The sequence below is a fragment of the Xanthomonas indica genome (assembly GCF_040529045.1).
GTDB classification, from domain to species: Bacteria; Pseudomonadota; Gammaproteobacteria; order Xanthomonadales; family Xanthomonadaceae; genus Xanthomonas_A; species Xanthomonas_A indica.
Genome location: NZ_CP131914.1, coordinates 4555697 through 4575401, shown reverse-complemented (window position 1 = coordinate 4575401; position 19705 = coordinate 4555697). Strand labels below are relative to the sequence as shown.

The 19705-nt window shown below is 69.9% G+C and carries 16 protein-coding genes; 12 read left to right on the top strand and 4 right to left on the bottom strand.

From position 1 onward, the window contains the following. Window positions 1-68: 68 nt before the first annotated feature. The 3 genes from mltB (at window position 69) to Q7W82_RS19585 (ending at window position 4036) form a co-directional block, all read left to right on the top strand. Window positions 69-1202, top strand: coding sequence for a lytic murein transglycosylase B (gene mltB, locus Q7W82_RS19595; protein ID WP_242160876.1), 1134 nt, complete (start codon window positions 69-71; stop codon window positions 1200-1202). Next, window positions 1199-2674 (top strand): septal ring lytic transglycosylase RlpA family protein, encoded by a 1476-nt coding sequence (locus Q7W82_RS19590; RefSeq protein ID WP_242160877.1) that lies wholly within the window; start codon window positions 1199-1201, stop codon window positions 2672-2674. Before mltB ends, Q7W82_RS19590 begins: the two co-directional genes overlap by 4 nt. A 150-nt stretch (window positions 2675-2824) precedes the next feature. After that, on the top strand, window positions 2825-4036 hold the full coding sequence (locus Q7W82_RS19585; RefSeq protein ID WP_148829351.1) for a D-alanyl-D-alanine carboxypeptidase family protein: 1212 nt from the start codon (window positions 2825-2827) through the stop codon (window positions 4034-4036). A 158-nt stretch (window positions 4037-4194) separates the two neighbouring features. On the opposite strand, the gene Q7W82_RS19580 is transcribed toward Q7W82_RS19585, so the two are convergent. Continuing rightward, window positions 4195-5250 (bottom strand): lipid A deacylase LpxR family protein, encoded by a 1056-nt coding sequence (locus Q7W82_RS19580; RefSeq protein ID WP_242160878.1) that lies wholly within the window; start codon window positions 5248-5250, stop codon window positions 4195-4197. Window positions 5251-5587: 337 nt separating this feature from the next. On the opposite strand from Q7W82_RS19580, the gene Q7W82_RS19575 reads away from it, so the two are divergent. From Q7W82_RS19575 to Q7W82_RS19560, 4 genes are all read left to right on the top strand, one after another. Further along, window positions 5588-5866 (top strand): YbeD family protein, encoded by a 279-nt coding sequence (locus tag Q7W82_RS19575; RefSeq protein ID WP_160945443.1) that lies wholly within the window; start codon window positions 5588-5590, stop codon window positions 5864-5866. Continuing rightward, on the top strand, window positions 5854-6561 hold the full coding sequence (gene lipB, locus Q7W82_RS19570) for a lipoyl(octanoyl) transferase LipB (protein ID WP_242160879.1): 708 nt from the start codon (window positions 5854-5856) through the stop codon (window positions 6559-6561). Before Q7W82_RS19575 ends, lipB begins: the two co-directional genes overlap by 13 nt. Before the next feature lie 22 nt (window positions 6562-6583). Further along, window positions 6584-7594, top strand: coding sequence for a lipoyl synthase (lipA, locus tag Q7W82_RS19565; RefSeq protein ID WP_242081998.1), 1011 nt, complete (start codon window positions 6584-6586; stop codon window positions 7592-7594). Between the two features lie 228 nt (window positions 7595-7822). Further along, window positions 7823-10000 carry a carboxy terminal-processing peptidase gene (locus Q7W82_RS19560; RefSeq protein ID WP_017908122.1) on the top strand — a complete coding sequence of 726 codons (2178 nt, stop codon included), beginning with the start codon at window positions 7823-7825 and terminating at the stop codon, window positions 9998-10000. Window positions 10001-10336: 336 nt separating this feature from the next. Here the strand turns inward: Q7W82_RS19560 and Q7W82_RS19555 are convergent, their stop codons facing one another. After that, window positions 10337-11080, bottom strand: coding sequence for a sulfite exporter TauE/SafE family protein (locus Q7W82_RS19555; RefSeq protein ID WP_242160880.1), 744 nt, complete (start codon window positions 11078-11080; stop codon window positions 10337-10339). Window positions 11081-11166: 86 nt separating this feature from the next. Here Q7W82_RS19555 and Q7W82_RS19550 point away from each other — a divergent pair, with 86 nt between their 5' ends. Continuing rightward, on the top strand, window positions 11167-12066 hold the full coding sequence (locus Q7W82_RS19550) for a LysR substrate-binding domain-containing protein (protein WP_242160881.1): 900 nt from the start codon (window positions 11167-11169) through the stop codon (window positions 12064-12066). A 572-nt stretch (window positions 12067-12638) separates the two neighbouring features. On the opposite strand, the gene Q7W82_RS19545 is transcribed toward Q7W82_RS19550, so the two are convergent. Together Q7W82_RS19545 and Q7W82_RS19540 are read right to left on the bottom strand one after the other, a co-directional pair. After that, window positions 12639-13520 (bottom strand): endonuclease/exonuclease/phosphatase family protein, encoded by an 882-nt coding sequence (locus tag Q7W82_RS19545; protein ID WP_242160882.1) that lies wholly within the window; start codon window positions 13518-13520, stop codon window positions 12639-12641. An 86-nt stretch (window positions 13521-13606) separates the two neighbouring features. Then, window positions 13607-14605 carry an arabinogalactan endo-1,4-beta-galactosidase gene (locus Q7W82_RS19540; protein WP_242160883.1) on the bottom strand — a complete coding sequence of 333 codons (999 nt, stop codon included), beginning with the start codon at window positions 14603-14605 and terminating at the stop codon, window positions 13607-13609. 285 nt (window positions 14606-14890) lie between these two features. Here Q7W82_RS19540 and Q7W82_RS19535 point away from each other — a divergent pair, with 285 nt between their 5' ends. The 4 genes from Q7W82_RS19535 (at window position 14891) to Q7W82_RS19520 (ending at window position 19587) form a co-directional block, all read left to right on the top strand. Continuing rightward, window positions 14891-15946: a bifunctional nicotinamide-nucleotide adenylyltransferase/Nudix hydroxylase gene (locus Q7W82_RS19535; protein WP_242160884.1), complete on the top strand. Its 1056-nt coding sequence runs from the start codon at window positions 14891-14893 to the stop codon at window positions 15944-15946. A 61-nt stretch (window positions 15947-16007) separates the two neighbouring features. Continuing rightward, window positions 16008-17432, top strand: a complete 1425-nt coding sequence (locus Q7W82_RS19530; RefSeq protein WP_242160885.1) for a nicotinate phosphoribosyltransferase — start codon at window positions 16008-16010, stop codon at window positions 17430-17432. A gap of 9 nt (window positions 17433-17441) precedes the next feature. Further along, window positions 17442-18548, top strand: coding sequence for a hypothetical protein (locus Q7W82_RS19525; RefSeq protein WP_242160886.1), 1107 nt, complete (start codon window positions 17442-17444; stop codon window positions 18546-18548). Continuing rightward, complete coding sequence (locus Q7W82_RS19520) at window positions 18541-19587, top strand: DNA methyltransferase (protein WP_242160887.1); 1047 nt, start codon at window positions 18541-18543, stop codon at window positions 19585-19587. Before Q7W82_RS19525 ends, Q7W82_RS19520 begins: the two co-directional genes overlap by 8 nt. Window positions 19588-19705 lie beyond the last annotated feature (118 nt).

Below are 19705 nucleotides of genomic sequence, written 5' to 3'. Positions count from 1 at the left end.
GGGGCAAAGTTCTTTTGTTTCATGGCGTTATTGGTAGAAATTCATCTTGAATCTGGTAGTCTGCCGGCATGATCCGACGCTCGCTGATTTGCCTGCTCACGCTTGGCCTGGTCGCATGCGCGACCCAGCCCAAGGCGCCGCCTTCGCCGCCGCAGGCCAGCGCGCCGCCGCCGGCGCCACGCCCGGCACCGCCGGTCGAAGCCGCGCCCGAGGCGGTGCAGGCGCCGCCGGTGGACCTGACCCCGGTGCCGTTCGAGGTCGCCCGTGCCAACTTCGTCCGCGACACCGCGGCCAAGTACGGCATCGATCCGGCGCAGATCGAGGCGACCCTGGCGCAGGCGCAGTTCAAGGATGCGATCGTCGCGGCGATGTCGCGCCCGGCCGAGCGGGTCAAGCCGTGGAGCGAGTACCGGCCGATGTTCATCAGCCAGGCGCGCATCGACGGCGGCCGCGCGTTCCTGGCCACGCACCGCGACGAACTGCAGCGGGTGCAGGCGCGCACCGGCGTGCCGGCCGAGACCATCGTCGCGATCATCGGCGTGGAGACCAGCTACGGCAAGAACGCCGGTTCCTACCGCGTGCTGGACGCGCTGTACACGCTGGCGTTCCGCTATCCGCGCAGCGGCGATCCGGCCAAGCTCGAGCGCGAGGTGCGCCGCGAGCTGTTCTTCCGCGATGAGCTGGGCCAGCTGTTCGCGCTGGCGCGCGAGGAGAACCTGGACATCACCACGCTGATCGGCAGCTATGCCGGCGCGATGGGCCTGGGCCAGTTCATGCCCTCCAGCTACCGCCAGTTCGCGGTGGACGGCGATGGCGACGGCAAGCGCAACCTGTTCACCGACTACGACGACGCGTTCTCGTCCATCGCCAACTACTTCGTCAAGAAGGGCGGCTGGGTGCGCGACGGGCTGGTCGCGGTGCCGGCCACGCTGCGTTCCGGTGCCGAGGAATTCAATCCGACCGACTGGACGCCGACCTACACCCTGGCCGACCTGGCCGCGCGCGGCTACACGCCGAACGTGCCGGTGCCGGCTGGCGCCACCGCCACCCCGATCGCGCTCGACGGCAGCGCCGGCAAGCAGTACTGGCTGGGCTTCCAGAACTACTACGCGATCACCCGCTACAACAATTCCAAGATGTACGCGATGGCCGTGTACCAACTGTCCCAGGCCATCGCCGGCAAGGAGTTACCACCGGCATGAACCCGAACGCGCTGCTCCGGATCGCTCCCGTCGTCGCTGTGCTGGCGCTGGCCGCCTGCAGCAGCGCCCCGAAGAAGACCGCCGGCGGCGCCGGGCCAGGCATCCGGGTCGAGGGCAAGGGCCCGGCGCACGTCGCCACCGGCTGCCCCTCGACCTCGCCCTACGCGCCGGCCAAGGAAGACCCGTCCAAGCGCGGCAACTACACCGCCGGCGGCCTGTACGCGCCCGGCGTGCGCGACACCACCCCGGACTACGTGCCCAACGTTGCCTGCATCCCCGAGCCGCTGGTCACCGACGAGCCGCGGTCGGCGATCGGCAACCGCTCCCCGTACATGGTGCTGGGCCGCGAGTACGTGGTCATCGACGATCCGCACAGCTACGTCGAGCGCGGCACCGCCTCGTACTACGGCAGCAAGTTCCATGGCCGGCTGACCTCCAACCGCGAGGTCTACGACATGTACGCGTTCACCGCCGCGCACAAGACCCTGCCGCTGCCCAGCTTCGCCCTGGTCACCAACCTGGACAACGGCGAATCGGTGGTGGTGCGGGTCAACGACCGCGGCCCGTTCCACGACGACCGGCTGATCGACCTGAGCTACGCGGCCGCGGTCAAGCTTGGCATCACCGGCAAGGGCACCGGCCGCGTGGAAGTGCGCGGCCTGACCCCGGCCGACAACGGCGACCTGCTGGCGCGGCGCCGCACCGGCCGCGCGCCGGCGACGCTGCTGACCAGCGCGCGCAGCGATACCGTCACGCGCGATCCCGCCGCGGTGCGGCGCGCGGCGCAGATGGACGATTTGGTGAAGACCCTGCCGGCGAAGTCGGCCGGCGCCACGGTGGCCGCTGCCACGACCGTGCCGGCGCGCGCCGGCACGGCCGCGGTCACCGCGCCCACCGCGGCGGCGGCCACGGCCACGGCCGCGGCGCTGCCGGAAGGCGAGCGTTGGCGCTATCGCGTCCAGGACGCGCCGGGCCGGGTCGGCGATGCCGACCGCTTCGACGCCTGGATGAAGTCGCGCGGCGTGCGCGTGGCCACCGGCAAGCCGGGCACGCCCGCCCCCAGCGTGGCCGCGGCGAACACCCCGGTGCGCGGCTCCCGCGGCACCGCGACCGCCACGCCCACTGCCGCGCCTGCGGCCGTCGTGGCCGCGCCGAGCGTTGCGGTGGCGACGCCGGCAACGCCGCCCAGGACGGTTGCCACTGTCGCAACGCGTCCCGAGGCCGACAGCGCGCGCGGGCCGCTCGGCATCCTGCTGCAGGTGGCCAGCTTCGCCAGCCGCGAGAACGCCAACCGCGCGCTGTCGCAGCTGGCCTCGGCCGGCATCGTCGGCGCCAGCGTCAGCGATATCGTCTCCGGTGGCCGGACCCTGTGGCGGCTGCGGGTGGCCGCCGAGGACCATGGCCGCGCCGCGGAACTGGCCGCGCGCATCGCCGGCCTGGGCTTCGGCCGGCCGCAGATCGTCAAGGATTGAGGCGTCGCGGCCGCGGCTGCGAGCGTGCGGCCATGCCGATGGCTTAACGCCGGGTCGTGGCGGCAGCGTGTGTGCCTCTGCCCGGGCGCCGGCTCGGCCTACAATGTCGCGTTTTCCATCGGCCTTCGGGCCCGCCAGGAGTCGTTTTAGATGAAATTCCGCTTCGCCGTCGCTGCCGTGGCCACGTTCGCCGTCGGCCTGGTTTCCGCGCAGACGCCCGGTCCGGTTCCCGCGCCGCCGGCCGCCGCTGCCGCCGCTCCGGCCACCGTGGCGATCCCGCCCGCGCCGAAGCCGGCCGTCTCCAAGTCCTGGGTGCTGATGGATTACGCCACCGGCCAGGTGCTGGCCGGCGAGAACGAACACGAACGCGTGGCCCCGGCCAGCATCACCAAGGTGATGACCTCGTACGTGATCGCGGCCGAACTGAAGCTGGGCAAGATCACCCGCGACGACCAGGTCATGCTCAGCGAGCGCGCCTGGCGCGAGGGCGGCGCCGGCACCGATGGCAGCTACAGCGGCTTCCCGGTCAACAAGACCGCGCGCCTGGAAGACATGGAAAAGGGCATGGCGATCCAGTCCGGCAACGACGCCGCGATCGCGCTGGCCGAACATACCGCCGGCAGCGAGGAAGCCTTCGCGTCGCTGATGAACGAGTACGCGAAGAAGATCGGCATGACCGGTTCGCACTTCGTCAACGCCCACGGCCTGTCGGCCGAAGGCCACTACACCACCGCCTACGATCTGGCGCTGCTGGGCCGGGCGATGGTGCGCGACTATCCGGAAACCTACGCGTACAACAAGATCAAGGAATTCCGCGTCGGCGACATCACCCAGCCGAACCGCAACCTGCTGCTGTGGCGCGACCCCAGCGTGGACGGCATCAAGACCGGGCACACCTCCGAAGCCGGCTACTGCCTGCTCAGCTCGGCCAAGCGCGGCGACCAGCGCCTGATCGCGGTGGTGATGGGCGACAGCTCCGAGAAGCAGCGCGCCGAGGACAGCCTGGCGCTGCTGAACTGGGGCTTCCGCTTCTTCGAGACCCACAGCCTGTACGAGCCGGGCAAGCAGGTCGCGCAGCAGCGCGTGTGGAAGGGCACCGAGAAGCAGGTGCTGCTGGGCGTGGCGCAGCCGCTGCTGGTCAGCGTGCCGCGCGGCCGCTACAACGAACTGAAGCCGGCGATCGAAGTGCCCAAGACCCTGGAGGCGCCGATCAAGCAGGGCCAGCAGATCGGCATGGTCAAGGTGAGCCTGGACGGCAAGGTGGTGGCGCAGGCCCCGCTGGTGGCGCTGAAGGCGGTCGACGAGGCCGGCTTCTTCAAGCGCCTGTGGGACAGCTTCTGGATGTGGTGGGAATCGGAGTAAGTTTTGAAAAAAGCCGGCGGAAACGCCGGCTTTTTTCTTGGGAATGGAGAACGGGGAATGGGGAATGGCAAAAGCGGCGTCCCACGACCTGGCGGATTGGTTGGGAGATGGGAACCCTGCTTTTGCTATTCCCCATTCCCGATTCCCCACTCCCGGCCTCAAAGCCGATAGCTGATCGTAAAACTCCCGAACACCGGCGTCTGCCGTTGCAGGTCGAACTCGCGGGTGCGCCAGTAGCGGGCGAGCGCGAACTTCCATTTGCCGCGCATCACCGCCAGGCCGATGCCGGCGTCGCCGACGAAGGGGCGCTTCTTCACGCTGTGGCTGTCGCGGAAGGTGTTGCCGTCCAGGGTGATGTCGCGCAGCACCCAGCGGCCGTCGCTGGTCACGAACAGGTGCGCCGACCAGCCGCTGCCGACGCTGCTGGCCGGCGGGGCGACGTTTTCGCCGGCAGGGCGCAGCGGCGAACTGCCGAAATCGTCGGGCAGCTTCCAGCCCAGGCGCAGTTCCATGCCGGCATTGGCGTGGGTATCCAGCGTGCCGAGCGCGCCGCCCCAGTGGCTGATCGCGTCCCAGCCCCAGCCGTCGCGGCTGCCGTCGCCGGACCAGCGGCGCAGGCGCTCGTGCAGCACGCGGAACACCGGTTCGTCGTGCAACTGGTTGTCCCAGCCCTGGAACTTGGCGTCGCCCAGTAACTCATGCACCGCATCCTGCACCTGCTTGCCCTGCGTCGACGGGCCGATCAGGCCCAGGGTGAGTTGCGTGGTGCGCAGGCGCTCGTCGTTGCGCGCGTTGTAGCCGATGTTCATCAGCAACAGGCCGGCGTAGGGACGGTCGTCCTCGATCAGGTCGCGGCGGGTCTTGTCGGTGGGGGTGAACAGCGCCTGGCCGATCGCGAAGGTCATGTTGCGCTGGGTGAAGTCGCTGTTCGGCTGCAACCATGTCAGCGCGCGGTTCACCGCCCGCGCCAGCCGGGGCAGGCAGGGGTCCTCGGTGTAGTCGCGCAGATTCGGCGAGACCAGGATCAGGCCGAACCCGTTGGTATAGCCCTGGTCCTGGCCGGCGCCGCCGAACAGGTCGTTGTCGACGCGGAAGTTCACCGTGGGCGCGGTCGCTTCCAGGGTGTCGCGTGGGCATTGCGTGGTGGCGGCCGCGGGCGCGGCGATGAGGGCGAGGGCAACAGCCAGCGGAAGGAGCGGGCGCGATGACGACATGAATGCGTCTCTGTTCGGAAGAGGGAGGACGGCGCCGCCCGCCGGCCGCCGGTGGCGGGGGGTGAACAGCAGGGACCATGAACGCAGCCCGTGCGACAAGGATAGGTGTATGCGCGTCGGCGGACAAATTCGTCCGCTTGGGTTTGTCCGTCCCATTTGCCCGCTTGCCGTGTGAAGGCGGCAGTGGGACGTGGGAGCAAGAAGCCAATGCCCCTGCGCGCAGGGCGCGACAGCGCCTGGCCCGCCGGCGCGCCTCGGACGCGCCGGCGCCAAGGGCTGCTTCGCTGCCCACCGGCGCGGCCTTGGGTTTGCCCGGCGCCGGCCCGATAATGCGGGCATGGACATCACTTCCGACAACCCCGATCACGGTTTCCAGTTCCCCGGCGTGTTCGAACTCAGCGCCATGGGCACCGCCAACACCGGCCTGGAGGCCGAACTGCCGCGCCTGCTCGTCGCCGCCGGCGTGGAGGTGATGGAAGAGCGCATCAGCTGGAAGCATTCGTCCAACGGCAAGTACGTGTCGGTCCGCATCGCCTTCCGCGCGGTCGACCGCGCCCAGTACGACGCCGCGCACCAGGCGCTGCGCGAACACCCGGAAGTGAAGTGGACGCTGTAGCCGAGGACGCGCCACTGGCGCCGGCACCGACGCTGCCGCCGTGCCGGGTGCGCCAGCTCGGCCGCCAGCCCTACGAGCCGGTGTGGCGGGCGATGCAGCGCTTCACCGACGCGCGCGACGAGGCCACGCCCGACGAACTGTGGGTGGTCGAACACGACCCGGTGTTCACCCTCGGCCAGGCCGGCAAGCCGGAACACGTGCTGGCGCCCGGCGACATTCCGGTGCTGCAGGTCGATCGCGGCGGCCAGGTCACCTACCACGGCCCCGGCCAGTTGGTGGTGTACCCGCTGCTGGACCTGCGCCGGCTGCACATCGGCGTGCGCGACTACGTGTGCCGGATCGAGCAGGCGATCATCGACACCCTCGACGAATGGAACATCCTCGGCCAGCGCCGCGACGGCGCGCCGGGCGTCTATGTCGGCGGTGCCAAGGTCGCCGCGCTCGGCATCCGCGTGCGCCGCGGATGCACCTTCCACGGCCTGTCGTTCAACGTGGCGATGGACCTGGAGCCGTTCCACCGGATCAATCCCTGCGGCTACCAGGGCCTGCAGGTGACCGCGGTGCTAGACTTGGGCGGTCCCTCCGGCATGCAGGCGGTCACTCCGGTCCTGCTGGCCCAACTGGCGCGCCAGTTCGGGCTGACCCTGCAGCCGCTCGACGCCTTGCCCGACCTCTCGCTCACGCACGCGGCCTGACCGCCTGCCCGCCGACCACGCCATGACCCAGCCCAGCGCACGCTCCATTCCCTTGCAGGTCCTTTCCGGCGACAGCGCGTCCGCGCCGCTGCAGACCGGCGTCAAGCAGTTGGGCGGCGACAAGATCGCGCGCTCGCCGGTGCAGTTCGCCGACGCGCCGGTGCTGCGAAAACCGTCGTGGATCCGCGTACGCATTCCTTCCGGCAATGCGGTGCAGAACCTCAAGGCCAAGCTGCGCGAGAACCGCCTGGTCACCGTCTGCGAAGAGGCCAGTTGCCCGAACATCCACGAGTGCTTCGGTCACGGCACCGCCACCTTCATGATCCTGGGCGAGGTCTGCACCCGGCGCTGCTCGTTCTGCGATGTCGCCCACGGCCGGCCCAAGCCGCCGGATGCCGGCGAGCCGGCCAGCCTGGCGCAGACCGTGGCCGACATGGGCCTGAAGTACGTGGTGGTGACCAGCGTCGACCGCGACGACCTGCGCGACGGCGGCGCCCAGCATTTCGCCGACTGCATCGGCGCGATCCGCGTGGCCGCGCCGACCACCCGCATCGAGATCCTGACCCCGGACTTCCGCGGCAAGGGCCGCATGGACCGCGCGCTGGAGATCCTGGCGACCAACCCGCCGGATGTGTTCAACCACAACATCGAGACGGTGCCGGACCTGTATCCCAACGTGCGTCCGGGCGCCGACTACCAGTGGTCGCTGACCCTGCTGAAGAAGTTCAAGGCGCAGCACCCGGCCATCGCCACCAAGTCCGGCATCATGCTCGGCCTCGGCGAGACGCTGGAGCAAGTGCAGGCGACCCTGCGCGACCTGCGCGCGCACGACGTGGACATGGTCACCATCGGCCAGTACCTGCAGCCGACCGCCCATCACCATCCGGTGATGCGCTACTGGACCCCGGACGAGTACAAGGCGCTGGAGGAATACGGCAACGCGCTGGGCTTCAGCCACGTCGCCTCCGGCCCGATGGTGCGGTCCTCCTACCACGCCGATCGCCAGGCGGCCGGCGCTGGCGTCGCTGCCTGAGCCGCATCCGCGCGATCTCGCGCCGCGCGTCCTGTCGCGCCGGCGCTGCGCGTTCGTCGCCGCAGCACCGCCGTCTGCACGGCTCGCACCGGCAGCGTTCACACTTCTGCGCAGGCCGGCCGCTAGTCTGCTTCATGAACAGGTGACACGGCCTGCAACTTGCGTCACTGTCGTGTTGTCTCACGCGATGTGCTGCCCCCCTGACGGCCTGGTGCCGAGAGTCCCCAGATGAAATTCAAAGCTTCCGCCTTCCTGCTGGCGTTTGCGCTGACCGCACCGCTGGCGCTGTTCGCCCGGACCGATGCGCCCGCACTGCCGGCCGCTGCCACCGCCGACCAGGCCACCACCGCCAAGCTGGTGTACGGCCTGTTGTCCGACAGCCGCTACGCCTACCGGCCGCGCGCCCTCGACGAGGCCACCTCCAAGGAGGTCTTCAAGAAGTACCTGGAGACCCTCGACGGCAGCAAGCAGTTCTTCACCCAGGCCGACGTCGACAAGTTCGCCAGCTTCCAGAACAACCTCGGCGCCAACATCGCCTCCGGCCAGCTGGAACCGGCGTTCCAGATCTTCGCCGTGTACCGGCAGCGGGTGGACGAGCGCATCGCCTACGCGCGCAAGCTGCTCAAGCAGGACTTCAACTTCGACGGCGACGAGAAGTTCGAGTACGACCGCAAGAACGCGCCATGGGCCAAGGACGACCAGGAGCTGGATGCGCTGTGGCGCAAGTCGGTGATGAACGACTGGCTGCGGCTAAAGCTCGCCGGCAAGAAGCCGGAAGACATCCGCAAGACCCTGGACAAGCGCTACGCCAACCTCGACGACTCGGTGAAGGAACTGAAGAGCGAGGACGTGTTCCAGTTCTTCATGAACGCCTACACCAACACGGTCGATCCGCACACCGACTACTTCACCCCGCGCACCGCCGAGAACTTCAACCAGCAGATGTCGCTGTCGCTGGAAGGCATCGGCGCACAGCTGCAGAAGCAGGACGACCTGGTGGTGATCCGCGAGGTGATCCCGGGCGGTCCGGCGGCGCTGGACGGCACGCTCAAGCCGGGCGACCGCATCGTCGGTGTCGGCCAGGGCAAGAGCGGCCCGGTCGAGGACGTGATCGGCTGGCGCATCGACGACGTCGTCGCCAAGATCCGCGGCGACAAGGACACCCAGGTGCGCCTGGAGTACATCCCGGCCGAGGCCGGCGTGGACGGCAAGCACCGCCAGGTGCTGCTGACCCGGCAGAAGGTGCGCCTGGCTGAACAGGCCGCCAAGGGCGAGACCATCGAATTGCCGGCGAAGGACGGCGAGCCCGCGCGGCGCATCGGCGTGATCAAGCTGCCGGCGTTCTACCAGGACTTCGAAGGCCGCCGCCGCAACGCCAAGGACTATGCCTCGGCGACCCGCGACGTGGCCAAGCTGCTGGCCGGGTTCAAGACCGACAAGGTCGACGGCGTGGTGCTGGACCTGCGCAACAACGGCGGCGGTTCGCTGGATGAGGCGATCGAACTGACCGGCCTGTTCATCGAGCAGGGCCCGGTGGTGCAGGTGCGCGAATCCGGCGGCCGCGTCACCGTCAACAGCGACCAGAACCCGGCCGTGGCCTGGGACGGCCCGCTGGCGGTGCTGATCAACCGCGGTTCGGCCTCGGCGTCGGAGATCTTCGCCGGCGCCATCCAGGATTACGGCCGCGGCCTGATCATCGGCGAGACCAGCTTCGGTAAGGGAACGGTGCAAAACATCGTCGACCTGGACCGCTGGCCGGCCAACGAGACCGACCGCTTCGGCCAGGTCAAGCTGACCATCGCCCAGTTCTTCCGCGTCAGCGGCAGCAGCACCCAGCACAAGGGCGTGGTGCCGGACATCGCCTTCCCGGCCAGCGTCGATGCCACCGAGTTCGGCGAAAGCACCTACGACAACGCGCTGCCGTGGAGCCGCATCGCCGCGGTGCCGCACACCCAGTACGGCAATTTCGCGCCGCTGCTGCCCAAGCTGGAGGCGCTGCACACCACGCGCATCGCCAACGACAAGGAATTCCAGTGGTGGGAAGAGGACGTGCGCCAGTTCCGCACCGAGGCGGCGAAGAAGTATGTGGTGCTCAACGAGGCCGAGCGCCGCGCCGAGCGTGAGAAGCAGGACGCGCAGCGCAAGCAGCGCCAGGAGATCCGCAAGCAGCTCGGCCTGCCGCTGGATCCGCTCGCCGACGACAGCAGCGACGACGGCCTGACCGGCAACGAGCGCGACATCGTCAAGGATGCCGCACGCGAGAAGCTGGTCGACAAGCGCCCGGACCCGCTGCTGCGCGAATCGGCGTCGATCCTGAGCGATGCGGTCAACCTGCTGGAGAAGGACCGTCCGCTGTCGGTGCAAGTGCTGCCGCAGTCCACCGGCCCGGGGCGCTGGGCCGACTGAGTCCACGCTCCACCGTCGTGCGAACACGAACGCGCCATCGCTCAGCGGTGGCGCGTTTTTTGTTGCAGGTCCGGGTTGCAGGTCCCGACCTGCGCCATCGTCGTGTGCTGACCGATCGGTCCACGCACGGTGTCGGTGTCGGTGCGTGCGGAGGAACCGGCGGGCTGCGCGGGCCGGCAGGCCACGGCCTGGTGATCGGCACGCACCGCGAATGCGGCGTTCGGTCCGCCGCGTCCTTGCCGTGTTGTGTCGTAGGAGCGGCTTCCGCCGCGACAGGGCTTCTCGGGGATGCCGGGTCATCCTACGGCTGAGCGGTGCTGCGGCGAAATCACGTCTTCAGCCCAGCGCCTGCCACAGCTGATGCACGCCCAGCCCCAGCAGGGTCAGGAAGAACACACGGCGGAACGCGCTGGCGGAAATGCGCTCGCGCAGCCGAGCGCCCAGCCACATGCCGATCGCGGTGGGCAGTAGCGCCAGCAACGAGGGGCCCAGTGCCTGCGTGGGGAAGGCGCCGTGCGCGATCAGCGCCGCGGCCAGCGCCAGGGTCGCCGCAGCGAAGCAACTGCCCAGGGCGCGCATCAGCGTCTCCCGCGGCAGGTGCAATGCCACGAGGTAGGGCAGTACCGGCAACACGAACACGCCGGTGGCGCCGGTCAGCAGACCGGTCGCCAGGCCCACCGGCGGGGCTGCCCAGCGCGCCTGCGAGGGCGACAGGCGCCCCTGCCACTGGACCAGGCCGAGCACGGCGTACAGCGCCAGCAACGCGCCCAGCCCGGCGCGCGCCAGCCGCGGGTCGGCGCCGGCGAGGATGCCGGCGCTGCACCAGGTGCCGGCGACGATGCACGCCAGCAGCGGCCACAGCCGCCGCAGCAGCGCGCCCGTGCCCGCGCCCCATGCCTGTTGCAGGTTGGTCAGCAGCGACGGCAGCGCCAGCAGTGCCGCGGCCTCGGTCGGCGTCAGCCACAGCCCGAGCAGGCCCATCGCCACCGTCGGCAGGCCCATGCCGGCCACACCCTTGACGCCGCCGGCAAGCAGGAACACCGGGGCGATCGGCATCAGGTGCGGTGCAAGGGTGTCCATGGGGCCCAGCATCGGCGCGCCGCGGCGGCCGGACAATGCGCGAATGCTTCAGGCAGACTTCGGCAACGACGAAGGCGGGAGTGCCGATGCATCTGGATTTCATCGATCTGCGGCTGTTCCTGGCGGTGGCCGAGGCCGGCAGCATCACCGCCGGCGCTGACCGCGCGGCGCTGTCGCTGGCCGCCGCCAGTGCGCGCATCCGCGCGCTGGAGACGCAGCTCGGGGTTGCGTTGTTCGAGCGCGGCCCGCGCGGCGTCGGCCTCACCGCAGCCGGCACCGCGCTGCTGCGGCACGCGCGGCAATTGCTGGGCCAGGCCGAGGCGATGCGCAGCGAACTGGGCGAGTACGCCGGCGGCCACCCGACCAGCGTGCGCCTGCTGGCCAATACCGCGGCGTTGTCGGAATGGTTGCCGGAGGTGCTGGCCGCGTTCCTGGTGGCGCATCCGCGCATCGATCTGGCGCTGCGCGAGCAGGGCAGCGTCGCCGCGGCCGATGCGCTGCGCGAGCAACGCGCCGATCTGGCGGTGATCGCCGACCATGCCGATCTGCAGGGCCTGCACGCGCACCCGTTCCGGCAGGACCGGTTGGTGCTGGTGGCCGCGGCCACGCACCCGCTGGCGCAGGCGCCGCAACTACGGTTCTCGGAGCTGTGGCAGGCGCAGTTCCTCGGGCTCGCCGAGGACAGTGCCCTGCAGCAACACCTGCGCACGCAGGCGGCGCGCGCCGGCGGGCAGTTGCGCCTCCGCGCGCAGGTGCACGGCATCGAACCGTTGTGCCGGATGTTGGCGCGCGGTGCCGGCGTGGCGATCCTGCCGCAGGCGGCGCTGGAGCGGGTCAGCGTGCGCGCGCAACTGGTCGCGGTGCCGCTGCAGGAGCCGTGGGCGCTGCGCCAGTTGTCGATCGTGTGGCGGCCGACACCGGCGCCATCGCCGCCGGTGCAGCAGGTGTTGGACTGGCTGTGTGCGCATGCCGCGCCGGCGGCCTGAGGATCCGTCGGCTGGCGCACGACGGACGCTTCTGGCGATGCGCTTGCGCACTGGTGCAGCGAGGCATCGTCAACCGGCAGGCGCGGTCCTTGTTACGCTGTTCGGGATCGCTTGCGACGGCTGTTTCCCGGGCGGCGCGTGTCGCGGCTGACGCCGCTCCTGCGGCCGCACGGCCCTCTGTCAGCGCAGCTGCTTCCTGTGGGAGGGACTTCGGTCCCGACTGCTGATGGAGCCGGATGCTTTCCGGTGTGAGATCGCGACTGAAGCACTGCGCGGATCACGCGCTTCTGCTTTGGCTGTGCCGGAGGTCTTGCCCGTCTTGCAGCGCTCGAGTGGCCTTGGCCAGCCCGCCACGCCGAGCCCTTTCACGTCATGCGTCGCGGCTGAAGCCGCTCCTGCGAGCAGCGGCACTTCGTTAGCGCACCGTCTGCCTCGCCAGGCATGAGGTCGCCTGGTAGGAGCGGCTTCAGCCGCGACAGGCTTTACCGCTGGCGCCTCGTCGCGGCTGATGCCGAACAGATGGAATCGCTCCCGCACATCGGCCTGCGGTCCATGCCGCAGGCCCACGTGGGTCAGTTCGGCCAGGCGAACGTGGCGATCACCGGGAAGTGGTCCGACGGCCAGTGACCCTGCGGCCGCGCGTCGAGCGTGGCGTAGTGGGTGGCCTGCAGGCCGCGCGAGAAGATCCAGTCGATGCGCCGGTCCGGGTGGCCGGTGAAATCGTGGAAGGTCGCTTCCGGACCCTGCGGCTGCGCCACCTGCGTGCGCGCATCGGCCAGGCTGGCGGTGAGGGTGCGGTAGGTCGGCGAGTCCGGCACCGTGTTGAAGTCGCCGGTCAGCACCACCGGCACGTCCGCCGGCAGCGCCTTCAGGCGCGACACAATCAGCGCCGCGCCCTTGGCGCGCGCCGCTTCGTCCTCGTCGCGATAGGGCAGGTGGGTATCGAACAGGTAGAAGCGGCGGCCATCGCCGATGCGCTCGAACAGCCCCCAGTTGACCATGCGCGGCAGCGGATGGCCCCAGCTGATGCTGCCCATCACCTCCGGCGTGTCCGACAGCCAGAAGTGTCCCGACTTCACCAGCTTCAGCGTGCGGCTGTCGTAGAACACGCCCATGCGTTCGCCGTCGTCCTTGCCGTCGCGGCTGGGGCCGAACCAGCGGTACTCGGGCAATTGCGCGGCCAGGTAGTCGGCCTGGCGCTTGACCAGTTCCTGGGTGCCGAACACGTCGGGATGCTGCGTGCGGATCAGCGCGGCCATCGCACTGCGGCGCACGTCCCAGCGCTTGTCGCCGTCGGTGTCGACCGGCACGCGCACGTTGAAGCTCATGACCTTGAGCGGGGCCGGCGCGGCGGGCGGCGCCGGCTTATGTGCCTGCGCCGGCGCAATGCACACGCCCAGCACCAGCAGCAAAGGGAGCGCGAGCTTGCGCGCGGACGACAGCGACAGCGACATGGCAGGTCTCGACAGGAGCGGAACGCGCGATGGTGGCACGGCGGTGGTGTCGGTGACCACCGCGCGGCGCGCCTGTCGAGCGGCGATCAGTTGAACGCCGACAGCGCCTGGGTCAGCTGCCCGTTGTTGTTGACCGCACCCATCGTGTAGCCCTGCCAGCCCGGGTAGGCGTCGGGTTCCCAATAGAACACGCCCAGGCCGCGGCTGCCGAGCGCGCGCGTCCTGGTGAGCAGATCGGCCAGCATCGCGCGGGTGGTGGCGGCCTGCTGCCAGTCCATGCCGACCTCGCTGACGATCACGTCCGAGCCGTAACGCGCCACCATGTCCTGCATGTTGCTGGCGATCTGGGTGTTGGCGCTCTGCCAGGCATTGGGGGACGGGTAGTGCGACATGCCGACCACGTCCCACTTGCCGCCGGCCGACTTGAGGCCATCGAAGAACCAGCGGAAGGTCGCGTTGTCGTAGCCGTTGGCCAGGTGCACCACCACCTTGGCGTTGGGGTAGACCGACTTGCTGGCGTTGTAGCCGCTGTTGATGAGCTGCGCGAGGTTGCCGAAGTTGGGCGTCTTGCCGTCCGGCCACAGCATGCCGCTGTTGATCTCGTTGCCCACCTGCACCCAGCTCACGTCGATGCCGTTGGACTTGAGGTAGGACAGGATGCCGTTGGTGTGCGAATACACGTCCTTCACCAGGGTGGCGAAGTCGTGGTTGCTCCAGGCCGCCGGCTTGGTCTGCTTGCCGGGGTCGGCCCAACTGTCGCTGTAGTGGAAGTCGATCATGATGCGCATGCCCTGCGCCTTGGCGCGCTTGGCCATGTTCAGCGTGTCGGCGCCGTCGTTCCAGCCGCCCTGCGGATTGACCCACACGCGCAACCGGATCGCGTTGACCCCGGTGCCCTTGAGCAGCGAGAAGAAATCGGTGGTGGCACCGGAGGCGTTGCGGAACACGCGCCCGCTGCTCTCCTGCTGGTCGATCCAACTGACATCGGCGCCCTTGGCGAAGGTCTGCGCCATGGCCGGCGCACACAGACAGGCGAGCAACAACACCAGCAGCCAGGCGGACACGCGCTTGCTCGATCGGTTCATGCGATTCTCGCAGTGATGGGAGGAGGGAAGGAGGGGCGTCGCGCGGCCCCGAACGGCGGCCGGCAGGACGCGCCGGGCGGTCCCCTTGGCCGCGGCGCGCACGAGGCTAGCGCGATCGCTGTGGCGACGCGCGCTGCACTGCAGCGTCGCCGGCGCGGCGTCCACGCGCGCTGTCTGGATGGCCGATGAATCTGCGCGGTGCGTCACTTGACGCGATGCGGCATCGGCGTAGCATTTTGCCCACGCCAAGGGACAGACCCGCGGCGATCCACCCAACCGTGAGGGATGCTCATGGAGTTCGACTATCTGGTGTTCATCGGGCGCTTCGAGCCCTTCCACAACGGCCACGCCGCCGTTGCCCGCCACGCCCTGGCGCGTGGCCAGAAACTCATCTTTCTGATCGGCTCGGCCGAGACCCCCCGTACCATCCGCAATCCCTGGACCGTTGCCGAGCGCAGCGTGATGATCCAGGCGGCGCTCGAGGGTGCGGGCGAACGCCTGATCCTGCGCCCGCTGCGCGACCACCTGTACAACGAAAGCCAGTGGATCGCCGCGGTGCAGTCCACGGTGGCCGAGGCGGTGCGCAGCGACGGCGGCAGCGCCGAGGCGCGGATCGGCCTGATCGGCATGGACAAGGACGCCAGCAGCTATTACCTGCGCGAATTCCCGCAGTGGCCGCTGGTCGACGTGCAGCACACCGAAACGCTGTCGGCGACCGAACTGCGCCGTTACCTGTTCGAGGCCGGCAGCATCGATTTCCACGGCGCGCTGCTGATGCTGCGCGGCAATGTGCCGGCGCCGGTCTTCGACATGCTCGAGGCGTTCCGCAAGAACTCGCCGTCGTATGGGGAACTGCTGGCCGAATACCAGTTCATCGAGCAGTACCGCGCGGCCTGGAAGGAGGCGCCGTATCCGCCGACCTTCGTCACCGCCGACGCGGTGGTGGTGCACTCCGGGCACGTGCTGCTGGTGCGCCGCCGCGCGGCGCCGGGCAAGGGCCTGTGGGCGCTGCCGGGCGGCTTCGTCGGCCAGCACGAGAGCATCCTCGACGCCTGCCTGCGCGAACTGCGCGAGGAGACCCGGCTGAAGATCCCGGTGCCGGTGCTCAAGGGCTCGCTGAAGAACCGTCACGTGTTCGACCACCCCGAGCGCAGCCTGCGCGGGCGCACCATCACCCACGCCTTCCACTTCGAGTTCGTGTTCGGCGAACTGCCCGAGGTGCGCGGCGGCGACGACGCCGACAAGGCGCGCTGGGTGCCGGTCAGCGAGGTGCTGGGCATGGGCCCGAAACTGTTCGAAGACCACCTGCACCTGCTCGAATTCTTCCTGGGCCGCGGTTGACGCGGCCTCCCCGGCTGGCGGACAGACCGCCGGCTTTCCCCGACGCGAAGGAGCTTCCGTCATGCAATGCCTGAACAACCTGCTGCTCAACACCGATAGCTACAAGGCCAGCCACTGGCTGCAGTACCCGCCCGGTACCGACGCCACGTTCTTCTATGTGGAATCGCGCGGCGGCGTCTACGACCGCACCGTGTTCTTCGGCCTGCAGTCGATCCTCAAAGAGGCGCTGGGCCGCCCCGTCACCCATGCCGACATCGACGAGGCGCGCGACCTGTTCGCCGCGCACGGCGAGCCGTTCAACGAGGCCGGCTGGCGCGACATCGTCGACCGCCTCGGCGGCCAGTTGCCGATCCGCATCCGCGCCGTGCCCGAGGGCAGCGTGGTGCCGACCCACAACGCGCTGATGACCATCGAATCCACCGACGCGCAGGCCTACTGGGTGCCGTCGTACCTGGAGACGCTGCTGCTGCGCATCTGGTATCCGGTGACCGTGGCCACGGTGAGCTGGCACGCCAAGCAGACCCTGCGCCAGTTCCTGGAGCGCACCAGCGACGACCCGGACGGGCAGTTGCCGTTCAAGCTGCACGACTTCGGCGCGCGCGGCGTGTCCAGCCTGGAATCGGCGGCGATCGGCGGCGCGGCGCACCTGGTCAACTTCCTCGGCACCGACACCGTGTCCGGGCTGTTGCTGGCGCGCGCGCACTACCACGAGCCGATGGCCGGCTATTCCATCCCCGCCGCCGAGCACAGCACCATCACCAGCTGGGGCCGCGAACGCGAGGTCGACGCCTACCGCAATATGCTCAAGCAGTTCGGCAAGCCCGGCGGCGTGGTTGCGGTGGTGTCGGACAGCTACGACATCTTCCACGCGATCCGCGAGCACTGGGGCACCACGCTGCGCGAAGAGGTGATCGCCTCCGGCGCCACCGTGGTGATCCGCCCGGACTCCGGCGATCCGGTGGCGGTGGTGCACCAGTGCCTGGAACTGCTCGACGAGGCCTTCGGCCACACCGTCAACGGCAAGGGCTACAAGGTGCTCAACCACGTGCGGGTGATCCAGGGCGACGGGGTCAACCCGACCAGCATCCGCGCGATCCTGGAGCGCATCACCAGCGCCGGCTACGCCACCGACAACCTGGCCTTCGGCATGGGCGGTGCGTTGCTGCAGCGGCTCGACCGCGACACCCAGAAGTTCGCGTTGAAGTGCTCGGCCGCGCGCGTCGATGGCCGCTGGATCGATGTCTACAAGGATCCGGTCACCGACAAGGGCAAGCTCAGCAAGCGCGGCCGCATGCGCCTGCTGCGGCACCGCGAGTACGGCAGCTATCGCACCGAGCCGGTGGCGCCAGACGCGGTGTCGGCCGAGGCGGTCGCCGGCCCGGCCGGCTACGACGATGCGATGGTCACCGTGTGGGAGAACGGCCGCCTGCTGCACGACTGGACCTTCGCCGAGGTACGCGAGCGCGCGAACGCCGCGCGCCTGTAGGAGGCGGCCATGCACGCCTCCCTGCCGAGTGCGCCGCCGTTGAGCGGCGGCTCGCCGCTGTTCGCCGCCCTGCGCGCCAGCACCCCGCATCTGGAATGGCGGGTGCCGGCCGCGGCCGATGCCTCGCGCTGGCGCCAGCAGCGCATCGGCGCGCGCGACTACCGCGTCGCGCAGCCGGTGACCTTCACCCCTTACGCGTCGGTGCGGCCGTGTTCGGCGCGCTGCCGCTTCTGCTCGGAAACCCTGCGGCCGCAGAGCGGCGGCACCGCCGCGGCGAGCCTGCGGCCACCGCCGCACTACTTCGCGCAACTGCGCCAGGCGCTGACGCAGCTGCGCGGGCTGCCGCTGTCGCATTCGTTGTCGGGCCTGGAGATGACCGACGACGAAGCCTGGTTCGTGGAACTGCTGCAGACCCTGGGCGCGGCCGAGCGCGACGGCCTGCTGGTCGAACAGCGCGTGCTGTACAGCAACGGCGCCGGTTTTGCCCGCGGCCACGGCGATGCGCTGTTGCAGGCCTTGCAGCGCTTCGACCTGTCGTGGATCGAACTGTCGCGGCATCATCCGCAGCAGGCGCGCAACGACGCGATCATGCGTTTCCGCCCTGGCGAGGCGATCGCCGATGCGGACGTCTTCGTCGCCACCGCCCAGCGCATCGCCGAAGCGCTGCCGCTGCGCCTGGTGTGCATCCTGCAGCACGGCGGCATCGCCGATGCCGACGGCGTCGCCGCCTACCTGGACTGGGCGCGCGCCTGCGGGGCGCGCACGGTGATCTTCCGCGAGTTCTCCCGACTCGGCGACGGCTACCGCGACGGCGGCACCGCGCGCTATCTGGCGCAGGCCCGGGTCGCGGTGGAGCAGGTGCTCGGCGCCTGCATGGCGGCGCCGTGGTGGGGCGCGCTGCAGCCGCTGCAGATCACCGAGGGCTACTACTTCTGGAATGTGCGCCTGGCCAGCGCCGACGGCATGGAGGTGGTATTCGAGACCTCCGACTACGGCGCGATGCACGCGCGCCACGACAGCGGCGACATCTACAAGCTGGTGTTCTTCGCCGATGGGCGGCTGTGCGCCGGCTGGCAGCCGGACCGCGATCTGCTGTGGCGGGCGCCGCATGGATAGCCGTAGCTGGTGGACGCCGCAGCCGGATCCGCCGGACCATCGGCTGCCGGAGGACCTGCGCCAGCGCGATCCGCTGGGTGCGCGCGACTGCGGCTGGGTCGGGCAGATGCGTCCGTTCGTGCGCCACTTCAGCGCGCCCGGCGCGCGCGTGCTGGATCCGTTCTGCGGCTTCGGCAGCACCTTGCTCGCCGCCGAGCTGGAAGGCCGCCACGGCATCGGCCTGGAGATCGACGCGGCGCGCGCGGTGCTGGCGCGCGAACGGCTGCAGCGGCTCGGCCTGCAGGCCGAGGTACTGGACGGCGGCTTGCCGCAGTGCGCGCCGGCCGCAGCGGTGGACCTGTGCCTGACCAACGTGCCGTACTTCGGCTGCGCCTGGCCGACCGCGGCAGCGCCAAGCCAGCTTTACGCCAGCGCCGACTACGCCGCCTACCTGCATGGCCTGCGTGCGGTGTTCCATGGGGTGCGCCGCGTCCTGCGCGAAGACGGCTTCTGCATCGCGATGGTGGAGAACGTGCAGCTCGGCGAGGTCACCGTGCCGCAGGCCTGGGACCTGGCCCGGATCCTCGGCAGCCTGTTCGCGCCCCGTCCCGAGCGCGTGCTGTGCTACCCGCGCGAGATGGCGCATCCGCTGGCGCCCGGCGACACCCGCAACGACCGCAGTCACGAGTACGCGCTGATCTTCCAGCACCGGCGCCAGCCCATCGACCTGCCTGGCACGGCGCAGTTGCTGGCGGCCCTGCGTGCCGACGGCTTCGCCTTTGCGCTGTACGGCAGCTATCCGCACTGGCTGGAGGATCCGGCCGCGGCACCGCGCCTGCCCGGCGACGTCGACCTGCTGCTGCCGCGCGACCTGGACGGGCTGCTGCGGCTGCTCGCCTGGCTGCGCGCGCGTGGCTTCCTGCTGAGCCTGTGGGGCGAGCCGCTGGCGGCGCCGCCGACCCTGGAACTGCTCGATGCCCATCATTACCTGCGCGCCGAACGCCGCGCCCACGACGGCGGCCTGCTGCGCGTGGACCTGGCGCTGGAACCCGCCGCCTGAGCCGGCGCGGCCCACGCCGCGCACCTCGCTAACCGCGGGATGAGCGGCCGCACCGGCGTCAAGGCCGCGCCGACGCGCTTGCGGCTATTCTTTGCCGCGGTTCCCTCTCTCCGGTCAA